Raw genomic sequence first — 14415 nt, forward strand, 5'->3', positions numbered from 1 at the left:
TTCGCCTTCGTTATCCACTTCCAATCATCGGCCTGTGAATGTGTTATTCTCGCCGGATCTCTCCAAGATCACTCAAAGAGATACGATTACATATTTTTTGCAGAAGTAGAATCCTTGGTGGATAGTCAAGTCGAAGGCTTTGAAAATACGATTTATCTTTCCTCCGATTCGACCTATTACAAAAAGGGAGGGTATCATCCCCAGTTGCGGGTTTTGGAGGTTTTCAAAGGGAAAGTGAAAAAGAAAATGACTGGCGAATACCTGCTTATGGACAATGGTTGGTCTATTGATTCAGAATATTTTCAGCCCGGTCAGCTTATGCTGATTTTTGGTTCAGCAGGGCAAAATGGAGGTATTGCGACTAGTAGTTGCGCTTCCAATTGGACATTTGAATCTCTGGAAGACTTCAACCTCAAGAAAAAGGAAATTCGAAAAGCCACTCGAAGAAAGTTCTTAGGGATTTCCCTCGGCTGATCTTACCTTTTGGGCTGAAGTTTCCGTTTCTTGCCCCATGTCCAAGCCCCATCTCATCCTCATTTATACACTTCTGACGGCAAGTCTGGTATTGGCGGCGCTCGCCTACTGGAAGGCACCTTTGCCAAGTACGACCACCGAATACATCGCGGTCGAACCCGTGGATATGCCTCCGCAGATGTCGTTTCGGGATTCTATCCGTCTGTTTGACATCCCAAAGGATCTGGATTTTGCAGGAGAAAAAGTACCGCTGGAGAACGGTGATATCCTGGAGCGCCTAGAGCGGGAGATCTATGTCAACGCTTACTGGGAGTCCAACATGATCTTACTGCTAAAGCGATCCGCGAAATACCTTCCGGAGATCGAGCGGATGCTGAAGGAAAACGGCATTCCGGATGATTTTAAATATCTGGCTATCGCTGAAAGTGCGCTGATGAATGTAGGTTCCCCGGCCGGTGCCAGAGGGTTTTGGCAGATCTTGGAATCTACCGGCAAGGAATATGGCCTGGAAATATCCAAAGATGTGGACGAGCGCTACCATTTCGAAAAGTCCACATTGGCAGCTGCGAAGTATTTTAAGAAAGCCCACGCAAAATTCGGCGACTGGACCGCGGTCGCAGCAAGCTACAATATGGGCCAGACGGGCTTTAGTAAAAGACAGCAGGAGCAACTGCACCGGAATTTTTACGAGATGTACCTCAATGACGAGACCAGCCGATATCTTTTTAGGATACTTGCATTCAAGGTAATCTTCGAAAATCCAGGATCCTTTGGCTATCATCTCCGGCCAAGCGATTATTACAAAAATCCCCCACTGAAATCAATCCGAGTGGATTCTGATATCAAAGACCTTCCCAAGTGGGCCAAGGATCACGGCAGTTCCTACAAGGAGCTGAAGCTCTACAATCCCTGGCTGAGAGAACGTGATCTGAATGTCAAGCGAGGGAAAACTTACGAAATTCAATTGCCGGAATAGCTATTTCCGGTATTTTCGACAAAACTACCACGAACCTTTTGAACCCAATGAAACGACGGAACTTTATCCATATGTCAGCTTTAGGAGCAGGATCATCCCTTTTGGCCGCAGGCTCCGCTTTTGGAGCTACCGAGCCACCATCCACCAATTCACAACTTGATCGATTGACTTCCCGGGTGGCGGATGTGGTCCCGATCTCTCTGGAAGAGCGAAAAGCCCGCGTGGCAAAAGCACAGGAATTGATGGCAAGAAATGGCTTTGCGGCCATCGTACTCGACTCCGGCACCACGATGAACTATTTCACAGCGATGACCTGGGGACAAAGCGAGCGTCCGATGGTAGCGGTGATTCCTGCCAAAGGGGAAGTGAGCTATATCTGCCCGAAATTTGAAGAAGACCGGCTGGAGGAGATGCTCGCGACGGGAACCAAACTTGGAGACAAGATTTACCCGTGGGAAGAGGACGAAAGTCCCTATGAGCAAATCAAAAAGGCCATTTTAGACTCTGGAGCCCAATCCGGCAAGATAGGAATGGAGGAGCGGGTTCGATTCTTCATTGCCGATGGAGTGCGCAAAGTCGCCACCAATTTTGAAATCGTCAGTGCGGATCCTGTCACGATTCCTTGTAGAATTATCAAATCCAAAGCGGAAATTGCCTTGATGCAGATCGCCACAGATTATACCATTGAAGCAATGAAATTTGGATTTGCGGCGCTGAAAGATGGAGAATCCCCTTCCCTTTTTTCGTCTGCAGTCGCCCAAGCGCACCAGAAAATGGGTGCAAGACATGCTTTTGCCTTGGCCAACTCTGGCCCCGCGTCTGCGTTTCCCCACGGAAGCTCTCAGCCTCAAATCTTGAAAAAAGGAGACGTCGTTCTGGTGGATTGCGGTGCGCTCGTGCAGGGATACAACTCAGATATCAGCCGTACGATTGTATTTGGAGCGGAGCCGACGGCTCGGCAGCTGGAGATTTGGAACCTGGAAAAAGAGGCCCAAGCGGCGGGCTTCAAAGCGGCGCAGCTCGGAGCTCCTCTGGAGGCAGTGGATGCCGCTGCGCGAAAGGTGATTACCGATGCCGGATTTGGACCGGACTACAAGCTTCCCGGCCTGCCACACCGTACCGGTCACGGGATCGGCATGGATGGCCACGAATGGGGCAATGCCGTCAGAGGCAACAAACAAGTCCTGGAGCCGGGCATGTGTTTCAGCATCGAGCCCAACATTTCGATTGTGGGAGAATTTGGAGTTCGACACGAAGACTGCGTCTATATGACCGCGAACGGGCCGGTTTGGTTTTCCCAACCCAGTCCGTCGATCACACAGCCTTTTGCCTAAGTAAATAGAAGGGAACCAATTGTCGCATTTTGGGTTACAATCTTTGAGCTGGGATCGCTCTTCCCTTCAAAAAATTGTACCTTCGCTCCTTAGTTAATTCCCCCCTTTCCAATGAGTCAAACCCCTGCTTCACAGGAAGAATATATTGAAATTTTTGGTGCCCGAGAGCACAACCTGAAGAATCTGGACATCAAGATCCCGCGCAACAAGCTGGTGGTGGTGACCGGACTTTCGGGCAGCGGAAAGAGTTCGCTGGCCTTTGATACGATCTATGCCGAAGGGCAGCGTCGCTATATGGAGAGCTTTTCGGCCTATGCGCGCTCGTTTTTGGGAGGGATGGAGCGACCGGACGTGGACAAGATCAACGGCCTCTCGCCGGTGATTGCCATCGAGCAAAAGACCACTTCCAAGAATCCCCGCTCGACTGTCGGCACCGTGACAGAGATCTATGACTTCATGCGTCTGCTCTACGCGCGCGCAGGGGAGGCTTATTCCTATCTGACGGGAAAAAAGATGATCCGTCAGACCGAGGATCAGATCATCGAGCAGCTGTTTTCAAAGTTTTTGGATAAAAAACTATACATCCTCGCACCAGTGGTCAAAGGGCGAAAGGGACACTACCGGGAGCTTTTTGAGCAGATCCGAAAGATGGGCTTTTCCAAGGTCCGAGTAGACAATGTTGTCATGGACATAGTGCCCAAGATGCAGCTCGACCGGTACAAGATTCACGACATCGAGATCGTCATCGACCGCATAGTGGCGGAAGAATCCGACCGATTTCGTATCACTCAATCACTGAAAGCCGGTTTGCAACACGGCAAAGGAGTGATCATGATCCGTGAGGAAAGCGGAGAGATCCATCATTTTTCAAAATACCTGATGGATCCCGAGACGGGCTTGTCTTACGATGAACCCGCACCTAACTCATTTTCATTTAACTCTCCCTACGGAGCCTGTCCCACCTGTAATGGACTGGGAATCACAGAAGAAATTACCCAAGAGAGCATCATTCCAGATCCTAGTCTGAGCATCACCCGTGGTGGAATCGCGCCGCTGGGAGAATACCGGGACATCTGGATTTTCAAGAAGATTGAAGCCATCCTAAAGCACTACAAATGCAGCATGAGCACACCGATCCGGGATCTGCCGGAGGAAGTGGTGCAGGTGTTGCTCTATGGCGACAAAGTGGAAGTCGCAGTGGATTCGGTGAAATACCCGGGGACGAAATGGACGACGACTTTCGAAGGGATTGTCAATTTCCTTCAGAAATATCAAGAGGGATCTTCCGACAAAATCCAGGACTGGGTCAGTGAATTCACCATCACCCAAACCTGCCCCGATTGCCATGGCTATCGATTGAAAAAAGAAGCTTTGCACTTCAAGATCGACGAAAAGCACATCGGCGAACTTGCTGTGATGGATATTCGAAGTCTGTCCGAATGGTTTGATGGGCTGGAGGATCGCATGACAGAGAAGCAACAGCTCATCGGTGCCGAGGTCTTGAAGGAAATCCGAAAACGGATCGGATTTTTGCTGGATATCGGACTGGATTACCTGTCGCTGAACCGACCCCTGCGGACACTTTCCGGTGGAGAGGCCCAGCGAATCCGCTTGGCTACCCAGATTGGAACCCAGCTCGTCGGCGTACTTTATATTTTGGATGAACCGAGCATCGGGTTGCACCAGCGGGATAACGAGAAACTGATCAAGGCGCTCCAAAGCCTTCGCGATCTTGGTAATTCGGTGCTGGTTGTAGAGCATGACAAGGACATGATGCTGGCTTCTGACTTTGTGCTCGACATGGGCCCTGGAGCGGGTCGACATGGAGGACATGTGGTTGCTGCAGGCAAGCCAAGCGAGATCTTCAACAACGGCTCGGTGACCGCGAGATACCTGAGTGGGAAGCTCGGTCTTCCGATTCCCAAAGAGCGGAGAAAAGGGAAAGGCAAAAGCCTCATCCTGAGCGGTGCTACTGGGAACAACCTAAAAAATGTCACTTTGGAACTCCCATTGGGCACTTTGATCCTAATCACGGGTGTATCCGGCAGTGGAAAAAGTACGCTGATCCACGAGACACTGTATCCGATCTTGAATCGGGAATTTTATAATTCCAAAAAAGAACCGATGCCCTTCAAGAGCATCGAAGGCCTGAAGGAACTCGACAAAGTCATCGAAGTGGACCAGTCTCCGATCGGGCGGACTCCGCGGTCGAACCCGGCCACCTACACCGGAGTTTTCTCCGATATCCGTACGCTCTTTACCGAGCTGCCCGAAGCGAAAATCAGGGGCTATAAACCCGGACGGTTTTCATTCAACGTCAAAGGTGGCAGATGCGAGGACTGTGAAGGTGCGGGAATGAAACTGATCGAGATGGACTTTCTCCCCGATGTGCACATTCCATGCGAAACCTGCAAAGGCAAGCGCTACAACCGTGAGACCTTGGAAATCCGATTCAAGGGCAAGTCTATCTCCGACGTGCTGGACATGACCGTGGAGCAGGCGGTGGAGTTTTTTGAGTTTCAACCTAAGATCCTGAGAAAGATAAAAACACTGAGTGAGGTTGGATTGGGTTACATCACCCTCGGCCAGCATGCGACGACGCTGTCCGGCGGGGAAGCCCAACGGGTCAAGCTTGCAACCGAGCTTTCGAAAAAGGACACTGGAAAGACCTTCTACATCCTCGACGAGCCGACAACGGGCTTGCACTTCCAAGACATCGACCTCTTGATGGGTGTGTTACAAAAGCTGGTGGACAAAGGGAATACCGTCCTGATCATCGAGCACAACCTCGACGTGATCAAAGTGGCTGACCGTGTCATTGACCTAGGGCCTGAGGGCGGAAACAAAGGCGGGACAATCGTGGTGCAGGGAACACCCGAAGAGGTCGCTGCTCATCCTCGAAGTCATACCGGCAGGTTTCTCAAGCTTGAGCTAAACTCCTGAAATTGACGCGAAAATCAACGGTCTCGCCCTTCTATCAAAATTAAAGCCGGCAATACTCCCCCATGTCTACCTTTGCGCCAGTTATGAACAGAGTAAGGCTTTACTGGGTATTGCAGATTATAGGTTGGGGAAGCTTTGCCTTTGTCAATGTCTTTTTTGCCTCTCTTTCGCAGGGTATTTCGGCCGTCCAGATTTGGGCATTTGTCGTTCTGGCTGCTTTTTACCTGATTTCTACCCACGCGCTCCGTCATGTGGTCAAAGAATACGGATGGTTTCGGCTTGGGATTTTCCAACTTTTGGTCCAGACGATCCTTGGTTTGCTGGTGCTGTCTGTAGCCAATGTGCTGGCTCAAATCCTGATCAACCTGGCTTTTGGTACGCTGAAACCAGAGGATGATTTTAGGTCGCTGGTGATCGCCGTCAACCTGTTCGTCAGTTTCCTGTATTACGCATTTTGGTTCTTGCTTTACTTTTTGTTCCACTTTCTGGACAACTACAACAACGGCCTGCGATACGAGGCAAAGATCAATGAGATCCGGCTCAACCATCTGAAGAACCAGTTGAATCCGCATTTCATCTTCAACGCACTGAATTCTGTCCGGGCGCTCGTCGATGAGGATCCCAACAAAGCCAAGTCGGCGATTACTAAGATCTCCAACATGCTTCGGTTTTCGCTCATGATGGACAAAAAGCAGGTCATTGATTTTGCCGAGGAACTGGCCACCGTCAAAGACTATCTCGCGCTGGAGTCGATCCGGTTTGAAGAGCGACTAGAAGTCGTCTATCACATCGAAGACGAAGCCTACAGCTACAAAATCCCCCCGATGATGCTCCAGACCATCGTGGAAAATGCCATCAAACATGGCGTATCCAATTTGGTCAAGGGTGGATTGATCGAGATCAAATGCCGGGAGGGACTCGAGAACGAGCTGTATATCCAGGTGAAAAACAGCGGTTACCTCAATCCCAATGCCTCCAAGTCCAAACGCGACGAAGGCGGACATGGAATCGAAAATACCCGCCAGCGTCTCAAACTCCTCTATGGAGATCAGGCCAGCTTCCGGATTTTCAACTCAGGAAGCCAATTCGTGATCACCGAAATCAAAATTCCCAAACAAAGAGTTACTTTAGAATATCAAACTCAATAACGATGAGAGCCATTGTAATAGACGACGAAAGACTAGCGCGCAAAGAATTGATCAATCTACTCAACCAGCTGGAAACGGTAGAAGTGATCGGCGAAGCGGTCAACGTAGACGATGCCAAAGAGAAAATCGAGCAACTTCAGCCCGATGTGATCTTCCTCGACATCCAAATGCCCGAGAAAACAGGCTTTGACCTACTGGAAGAGCTGGATCATGTGCCCCACGTGATCTTCACGACTGCGTACGACGAATACGCGCTGAAGGCGTTCCAAGTGAATGCGCTGGACTATCTACTGAAGCCCATAGAGCCCAAGAGGCTGGAAGATGCGATCAACAAATTGCTGGGCAAGATCGAGGAAGTTTCAAAAAGAGACGACGAATCCTCGGTCAACCAAAAGAAACTGACACTGGAAGATCAGGTTTTTGTCAAAGACGGAGACCGTTGCTGGTTTGTGAGACTTTCGAATGTTCGCCTGTTTGAATCCGACGGGAACTATATCAAAGTGTATTTTGACAACTTCAAGCCGATGATTCATAAGTCGCTCAACGCACTCGATGAGCGCCTGGATGAGAAGTCTTTCTTTCGCGCCAGCCGCAAGCATATCATCAATCTCGGATGGGTAGAGGGCATTGAGCCTTGGTTCAACGGAGGCTTGGTCGTCACACTCAAAGGTGGCGACAGAATCGAAGTGAGTCGGCGACAAGCTGCCCGCTTTAAGGAAATGATGAGCCTCTAGGATTTTTGTAGACAAAAAAAGGCATTTGATTTTCCGAAGAAAATTTTGACATTAGGGGAACTGTTGGTTTCGTAGTAGCGGAGCCAGTTATCACCCCTATTAGCTATCAATTGCTCAACTTATGAAAGAAGAACGAATTCTGATTGTCGAGGACGACTTAAGTATTGCAGAGAATATCCAGGAAATACTTGAGCTCTTGGGCTACGTGAATATCGACATCGCCAACTCCGCGAATCAGTGCATCAAGGTCATCAAAAAATATCGGCCGGATCTGATTTTCATGGATATCAAGCTGAAGGGTGACAAAGACGGAATCGAGCTGGGCGAGATTGTGAAGCAGATGGTGGATGCGCCGCTTGTATTTGTGACTTCCTACAGTGATCCGACGATCATCGAGCGCGCCAAGCGAATCGCTCCGGCAGGCTTCATCGTGAAGCCGTTCAATACGAATGACATCCACGCGATCGTGGAGATTGTGCTCTATAACAAGCGCACCAAGCCAGCGCCGGAAGCGGCGGTCGTGAAGACTGGCAACGAAAGCCCCTATCTGGTCAATGATGCGGTTTTTATCAAAGCCGACAACGCCTTTGAGCGGGTTCAGTACGACGATATTTTCTATGTGGAGGCCAATGGCAACATGGTGACCATCTTTACCAAAAACCGTGACTACAGCATCCGGAAATCCATGAAGGAGATCGAAGACATACTTCCTTCCCATTTGTTTCTACGGGTTCAAAAGTCCTATATCCTCCATCTCGGACAGATCGAGAGCTTCAATACCAAAGAGATCATGCTCAGACAGGGAGGCGTAATCCAGGTAGGAAGGCAATATTACAACAGCTTCCTGGCCAAGCTGAACACCATCACTGAAAGTTAAAAAGACAACACACTCTATCTTTGGAGGGAAAACAAAAAGGCGGGTAAAAACCCGCCTCTTTCGATTAACCAAACAATCAACCAAATTAACCCTTACGGATAATTGTCTTTAACAAGTCCCGGAATCCTGGGACTTTTCTGTTTTGTAGATGTTTACCTGAAGTTTCTCAGGACTTTTGTCAGTAGCGAATCCGATCTGTGGAGTTGGTTTAGTCATTTCAAATCGGGCAGTTGCTGTGCAAGGCTGGTTTCAGATTTTGCTTTGAGCACGATAGTGATTGCCATTGCAAATCCCAGTGCCGCACAGACGTTTTTTTGAGAAAAGGTTGCAGTAGTCATGGCAGTAATAATGTTGGTTTGTTTTGTATATCACCTTATGCCAAAAGGCGACCAAACTTTAAAAACCCCCAAAAATAGCGTAGGAGGCACTTTTTCCAAAAATCACTGTACGGTTCCGTACAGCACACTGCCAGTGGCGGACAATATTTCGAAAAGTGAAAAGTTACACGAGAGATAGGAAATTCTTAGAGTTTAACAAAAAAGCTCCCGGTTAGAGGAGCTTTAACTAAACAGGAGCAAAAGTTCTTAGAGCTACAACAACTCATTCGCAAGATTGGCCAGCTCAGACCGTTCGCCTTTCTCCAGCTTGATATGCGCATAAAGCGGGTGATCCTTCACCCGATCGATCAGGTACGACAATCCATTGGACTGCGAATCCAAATAGGGCGTGTCGATCTGGAAGACGTCGCCGGTGAAGATGATCTTGGTGTTTTCCCCAGCCCGGGATATGATCGTCTTGATCTCATGCGGAGTCAGGTTCTGTGCCTCATCCACGATGAAGAAGATATTGGAAAGCGAACGACCCCGGATATACGCCAAAGGCTGTATGACCAATTTTTCTTGGTTCACCAGTTCGGTGATCTTCTGGAATTCCTTGTCGGTCTCCTTGTATTGATTTTGGATAAACTTCAGGTTGTCCCAGAGCGGCTCCATGTAGGGATTGAGCTTGGACTTGATATCACCGGGCAGGTAGCCGATGTCTTTGTTGGAGAGCGGCACAATAGGTCGGGCCAGGAAGATCTGCTTGTACTCTCTTCGCTGCTCCAGCGCGCCAGCCAAAGCCAAGAGCGTCTTTCCTGTTCCTGCCACGCCCTGGATCGAGACCAGTTTGATGGCTGGGTTCATGATTGCGTGCAGCGCAAAGGTCTGCTCGGCATTCTTGGGCTTGATGTTGTAAGCCAAGCGCTTATCCACGCGCTCCAGTACGCTTTCCTCCGAATTGTAGTAAGACAACACCGAGTTTTTCTCGTTTTTCAGGATGTAAAAGGCATTTGACTTTCGCTTTCGTGTGCCCAGGACATTTTTAGCTTCGATATACCCTTGCTCATAGAGCTTGTTGATCGCATCGGGATCCACGTCATCCAGCACGTACTTTCCGGTGTTTTCGAGTTCGGTTATGTTTTTGATCTTCCCCGTCTCGTAGTCTTCGGCGTTTACATTCAGCGACTTGGCCTTGAGTCTCAGGTTGATGTCTTTGGACACCAGGATGACCTTTCGGGTCTTCTCAGTCTCCATGAGATGCACCGCGACATTGAGGATTTTGTTGTCGTTTTTGTCGTCCCCAAAGATCTCTACGGCATTCCTCTCATTTTTTGGATGCTGCATCATCACCTTGAAGTTGCCCTTGGTCTTCCCGTTGAGCGGCGTCCATTCGTGAATCATGTGGTCAGCGGACAGCTTATCCAACAATCGGATAAACTCCCGCGCCTCAAAATTCTTGGTGTCGTTGCCCTTCTTGAACTGGTCAAGCTCCTCCAGCACGGTGATCGGTATTACCACGTCGTGCTCGGCAAAATTCATGATGGAGTTGTGTGCATAGAGGATCACGGACGTGTCCAGCACAAAGATTTTCCGATCTTTATCGGACTTGGCTCTAGGCATGCGCAGGAAAATTGTAGTGGTACTGAGTAGAATTAATTTAGAAAAATATCCCCATCAAAAGCTAGGAAACCCCAAGAAATAATGGTTAACAATTGTCAAACAGGGGTAGGAGATTGAGTATCAAAATGATAAAAATGGGTTGGAAGGTGGTAAAGCTCAAAAGTTGCAAAGTTCGTGGACCAAACCTTGCAACTTTAGAACCTTGCAATTTTTAAACTTCAAATTTTAATCCAGGAGCGCCCGGATATCCTCATTGTCCAGACTCTTCATAAAGCTTTCTTCGTTGCTGATCAGCTCGCCAGCCAAAGCCAATTTGCGGTCCTGAAGCGCCATGATCTTTTCCTCGACGGAGCCGCGCGTGATGAATTTGTAGATGATGACCTTGTTTTCCTGCCCGATCCGGTGCGCCCGGTCGATGGCCTGCGCTTCCACTGCCGGATTCCACCAAGGGTCAAGCAAGAACACATATTCTGCTTTCGTCAGGTTGAGTCCGACGCCACCGGCTTTCAGAGAGATGAGAAACACCTTGATGTTTTCGTCATTTTGGAACTTCTCTACCTGTGCCTGACGGTCTTTGGTCGCGCCGTCCAGATAGGCATAGGGGATGTTATTTTCATCCAGATAAGCCCGGACGATGCTCAGGTGCCGTACAAATTGACTGAAGACAAGCACCTTGTGGTTTTCGGAGATCGTCTCCTGCAGCATGTAGGTGATGTCTTCCAGCTTACCGGAATCGTCTTTGTAATCTTCCCGGACTAGTTTCGGATGGTTGGCGATCTGGCGCAGCTGGGTCAAGCCACGAAGCAATGTGAATTGCTGCGAGCCCCGTCCGCCGCCGTTTAGTTCGCCGATGATCTTTTCCCGATAATAGGTTTTTACCTCTTCGTAGACTTTTTCCTGCTCTGGAGTCATGTCGGAATACTTCACATTGGTGAGTTTTTCCGGCAGGTCTTTGGCGACTTGGGATTTGAGTCTTCGGAGGATAAAGGGCTTGATCATCGCGTTGAGACGACCGGCCTTTTCCCGGTTGTTTTCCTTCTCAATGGGCTGGAGATACTGCTTCTTGAAGAGCGCTTGATTGCCCAGCAAACCCGGATTGACAAAGTTCATCTGTGACCAAAGATCCATGGTGCTGTTTTCCACCGGGGTACCGGTCAGGATCAGGCGTCGTTTGCTTTTCAGCTTGTTGACGGCCACGGCGATGTTGGACGTTGGATTTTTGATGGCCTGGGATTCGTCCAGGATCACGTAGTTGAAGTAGAAATCCTTCAGCACATCGATGTCCAGTCTCACGATCCCGTAGGAGGTCAGCACGATGTCGTAGCCTCTGAACTTCCAGGGATCTTTGAGTCGCTGCGAACCGGAATAGACGAGGATCTTGAGATCAGGAGCAAACTTTCTAGCCTCGAGTTCCCAGTTGTAGATCAGGGAAGTGGGCATCACCAGCAGGGAGGTGAACCCGGGATTTTCCTCTTTCTCATGTGCCAAAAGTGCCAAAGCCTGCACGGTCTTACCCAGACCCATGTCATCGGCCAGGCATCCGCCAAACTGGTATTCATTCAGAAACCGCAGCCAGTTGTACCCAGCATGCTGGTACGGGCGAAGGGTGCCTTCAAAATTGCCCGGGAGCTCGTAATCGTCGATGGCGTCGAAGTTTCTCAAACGCTCGAGCTTCAGGCTGAGGTTGAGGCGGATCAGCTCGCCGTTTTGCAGTTCGCGGGCGAAAGCCAGGTGATGCTTGCGCAGCACAAGCTCCTCCTGCGAGCGCTCCTCGATGAAATTGAAGAGCTCAGAGTAGTTGACAAACCACGAGGCCGGGATGACGGCGGTTTCCCCGTTTGGAAGCTCAAATTCCGATTTACCCTGGATGAGCAGCTTTCTGATCTTGGCAAAAGGCACGAGGTAAACCCCGAATTTGATCAGCGCTTTGACATCAAACCAGTCGATGTTTTCATTGACTTCGATGGTAATCTGCGCTTTGCCGATATGGAATGTCTTGCCGGACAGGCTGCCGCGCTGCTCGATCTTGATCTTGTTTTCTTCAAGATAGTCTTCGTTGTTTCCCAGCCATTCAAACGCTTTGGTCTTGGGCAAGGCAAACTTTCCGTGGACGAAAACCATCTGTTTTTTCTTCAGAATGGTCTCGAATTTCTTCTCTACGAGGGGTGTCCTGACGGTTTTCCAGAAGGTGTATTCACCGTTGTTGTCCTCAAACCGGCAGGAATTCCCGCTGTTTTCTCCGTCTGCAGAGGCGATTCCAAAATCAAAATCGCCGTATTTGAACCGGAGCTGGAAGACGATCACCTCTTCATTGGGCGACTCGATTTCTCCTCCAAAGAGGTCCTCGGCGGCGTTTCCAGGGAGTTCGTTGAAGGTAAGCAGCGCTTGGGGAGTACCTTGCTCGGTGTGGATGTCGAAGCCTTTGGAATGGACATCAAATTGCGTAATCAGGCTGGTGACAAACTTGCGGTAGTATTCCGGCTCAAATTTGCGCTCGACCATCACGCGGCTTTTGGTCAGGAAAGCCTGGAGTTTTTTACCGTCAATTCCTTTTGCGAAGTGGTAGAGTTGCTGATTGACAATCAACCATGCGGGATCCTTGCAGATCAGGTAGCCGCCCTTGTGCTGCCAGTCCAGCGGAGTGTCTTTGAATGTGACCCGTGGGTAGTATTGGGTGTTGTATTCGTTCTTTTCAAAGTGGAAAATCACGTTCGCCGGTTCGGCATTGACCTGGATTTCCTTCCAGGTTGGGTTGCCGTCGCTGGCCATTTCGAACAGCCTCTTGCCGATCAGCAGGGGCAGAATCTTTGAGCGTTTGATCTCGATGTTTTTAAACAAGAGCTCCTGGATCGTCTTGTCCTCGGTCTTTGGATCAAAGATCTTGGCCAAAAAGTCTTTTGGGCGCAGGTTCCCCTTCTTCATGTATGGCTTGACCACGACCTCAGGCTGCATCGAATCCATCAGCTTGATCAGCTCATAATCGGCCTTGTCCATACCGGAGTCAAACTCCTTGGCATTTGCCGAACTGATATTTTGGTAGGCGAGTGAAAGCCTGCCTTTTTCATCCAGCTGAACTGCAAATGATTCAAACAGTAAGCCCAGATGTTCATGGCTGAAGATAGAGTATACTATTTCAAAAGGCTGATCGGAATTAACTATCATGAATAAGTAGCTACTATATAGCGTTAGAAACTAACTCCTGGCGCTGACAGCAGCCGATTGGCGTTAGCACATGGATATACAAATTGGAAATTACTCAAAATGCCCGGTTCTTTCGAACTAGAAGGCCTCTTTTTTGGGAAAAAAAGGCATAAAAGAGGCCCGGACTTTTAAAATCCGAGCCTTGAATTGGATTATTTCAATTTGTCAGGAAAAGGTTTCTGTTTTTTCCGGAGCGATTTCTTCTTTTTTCTCAGGAAAGAAGCGGTTCTGGAAGATCAAAATAATACCCACTCCTACGAAGATCGCTGCATCTGCGATGTTGAAGATCGGCCAAAGTGCCGTATAGCTGCCACCCCAAAGCGGTACCCACTCCGGGACGTGACCTTCCCAGATATCAAAATAGAACATGTCCACGACCTGCCCATGAAACCAGGGTGTCGGGGCATTGTAGGGCGCATTGTCCAGCCAGACGCCGTAGAAGATGGAATCTACCAAGTTGCCGATCGCGCCACCCAGGATCATGGCGATGCACAGGATGTACACCGGGTGGTTTCTCTTGTCGATGATATAGGTCAGGTAGTATCCGATCCCCACCATCGCCACGAGGCGAAAGGAAGTCAGGATCATCTTGCCGTATTCTGAACCTAGTTCCATCCCGAAGGCCATCCCCGGATTGGTGGTGTAATGAAGCTTAAACCAGTCGCCAAAGATGGGGATCTGGCCAGGAGTGCCAAAATCCATCTCAAAATGCACCAGCATCTTAACTATTTGATCAATGGCAATCACCAATAGGGCGACCCCGAAATACTTTAAATACTTATTCATCT

General features: G+C 49.3%; 11 protein-coding genes. 7 read left to right on the plus strand and 4 right to left on the minus strand.

What is annotated here, in order from left to right:
* Positions 1-117: 117 nt before the first annotated feature.
* From G459_RS0120590 to G459_RS0120620, 7 genes are all read left to right on the plus strand, one after another.
* Positions 118-474: a hypothetical protein gene (locus G459_RS0120590; protein ID WP_157373394.1), complete on the plus strand. Its 357-nt coding sequence runs from the start codon at positions 118-120 to the stop codon at positions 472-474.
* A gap of 37 nt (positions 475-511) precedes the next feature.
* The gene (locus G459_RS0120595) at positions 512-1450 is read left to right on the plus strand and encodes a lytic transglycosylase domain-containing protein (RefSeq protein WP_026969332.1); all 939 of its coding nucleotides are present in this window, start codon (positions 512-514) and stop codon (positions 1448-1450) included.
* Positions 1451-1497: 47 nt separating this feature from the next.
* Positions 1498-2784, plus strand: a complete 1287-nt coding sequence (locus tag G459_RS0120600; protein ID WP_035456531.1) for a M24 family metallopeptidase — start codon at positions 1498-1500, stop codon at positions 2782-2784.
* 111 nt (positions 2785-2895) lie between these two features.
* Positions 2896-5727, plus strand: coding sequence for an excinuclease ABC subunit UvrA (gene uvrA / locus G459_RS0120605; protein WP_026969334.1), 2832 nt, complete (start codon positions 2896-2898; stop codon positions 5725-5727).
* An 83-nt stretch (positions 5728-5810) separates the two neighbouring features.
* A complete protein-coding gene (locus G459_RS0120610; RefSeq protein ID WP_026969335.1) occupies positions 5811-6875 on the plus strand; it encodes a sensor histidine kinase in 1065 nt (354 codons plus the stop codon).
* Positions 6876-6877: 2 nt separating this feature from the next.
* On the plus strand, positions 6878-7609 hold the full coding sequence (locus G459_RS0120615) for a LytR/AlgR family response regulator transcription factor (protein ID WP_026969336.1): 732 nt from the start codon (positions 6878-6880) through the stop codon (positions 7607-7609).
* 121 nt (positions 7610-7730) lie between these two features.
* Positions 7731-8486: a LytR/AlgR family response regulator transcription factor gene (locus G459_RS0120620; RefSeq protein ID WP_026969337.1), complete on the plus strand. Its 756-nt coding sequence runs from the start codon at positions 7731-7733 to the stop codon at positions 8484-8486.
* A gap of 212 nt (positions 8487-8698) precedes the next feature.
* On the opposite strand, the gene G459_RS30560 is transcribed toward G459_RS0120620, so the two are convergent.
* From G459_RS30560 to G459_RS28070, 4 genes are all read right to left on the minus strand, one after another.
* Positions 8699-8824 carry a hypothetical protein gene (locus tag G459_RS30560; RefSeq protein ID WP_281171904.1) on the minus strand — a complete coding sequence of 42 codons (126 nt, stop codon included), beginning with the start codon at positions 8822-8824 and terminating at the stop codon, positions 8699-8701.
* A gap of 252 nt (positions 8825-9076) precedes the next feature.
* Positions 9077-10426, minus strand: a complete 1350-nt coding sequence (locus G459_RS0120635) for a PhoH family protein (RefSeq protein ID WP_026969338.1) — start codon at positions 10424-10426, stop codon at positions 9077-9079.
* Between the two features lie 225 nt (positions 10427-10651).
* Positions 10652-13588 carry a DEAD/DEAH box helicase gene (locus tag G459_RS0120640; RefSeq protein WP_026969339.1) on the minus strand — a complete coding sequence of 979 codons (2937 nt, stop codon included), beginning with the start codon at positions 13586-13588 and terminating at the stop codon, positions 10652-10654.
* A gap of 204 nt (positions 13589-13792) precedes the next feature.
* The gene (locus G459_RS28070; RefSeq protein WP_035456535.1) at positions 13793-14413 is read right to left on the minus strand and encodes a lipoprotein signal peptidase; all 621 of its coding nucleotides are present in this window, start codon (positions 14411-14413) and stop codon (positions 13793-13795) included.
* Between the last annotated feature and the right edge of the window lie 2 nt (positions 14414-14415).

Source organism: Algoriphagus terrigena DSM 22685 (genome assembly GCF_000429445.1).
GTDB classification, from domain to species: Bacteria; Bacteroidota; Bacteroidia; order Cytophagales; family Cyclobacteriaceae; genus Algoriphagus; species Algoriphagus terrigena.

What these genes read in the sequence shown, in the direction of transcription:
- uvrA (WP_026969334.1), top strand. Translation starts at nt 2,896, where the DNA reads ATGAGTCAAACCCCTGCTTCACAGGAAGAATATATTGAAATTTTTGGT.
- G459_RS28070 (WP_035456535.1), bottom strand. Translation starts at nt 14,413, where the DNA reads ATGAATAAGTATTTAAAGTATTTCGGGGTCGCCCTATTGGTGATTGCC.
- G459_RS0120600 (WP_035456531.1), top strand. Translation starts at nt 1,498, where the DNA reads ATGAAACGACGGAACTTTATCCATATGTCAGCTTTAGGAGCAGGATCA.
- G459_RS0120595 (WP_026969332.1), top strand. Translation starts at nt 512, where the DNA reads ATGTCCAAGCCCCATCTCATCCTCATTTATACACTTCTGACGGCAAGT.
- G459_RS0120640 (WP_026969339.1), bottom strand. Translation starts at nt 13,588, where the DNA reads ATGATAGTTAATTCCGATCAGCCTTTTGAAATAGTATACTCTATCTTC.
- G459_RS0120635 (WP_026969338.1), bottom strand. Translation starts at nt 10,426, where the DNA reads ATGCCTAGAGCCAAGTCCGATAAAGATCGGAAAATCTTTGTGCTGGAC.
- G459_RS0120610 (WP_026969335.1), top strand. Translation starts at nt 5,811, where the DNA reads ATGAACAGAGTAAGGCTTTACTGGGTATTGCAGATTATAGGTTGGGGA.
- G459_RS30560 (WP_281171904.1), bottom strand. Translation starts at nt 8,824, where the DNA reads ATGACTACTGCAACCTTTTCTCAAAAAAACGTCTGTGCGGCACTGGGA.
- G459_RS0120615 (WP_026969336.1), top strand. Translation starts at nt 6,878, where the DNA reads ATGAGAGCCATTGTAATAGACGACGAAAGACTAGCGCGCAAAGAATTG.
- G459_RS0120620 (WP_026969337.1), top strand. Translation starts at nt 7,731, where the DNA reads ATGAAAGAAGAACGAATTCTGATTGTCGAGGACGACTTAAGTATTGCA.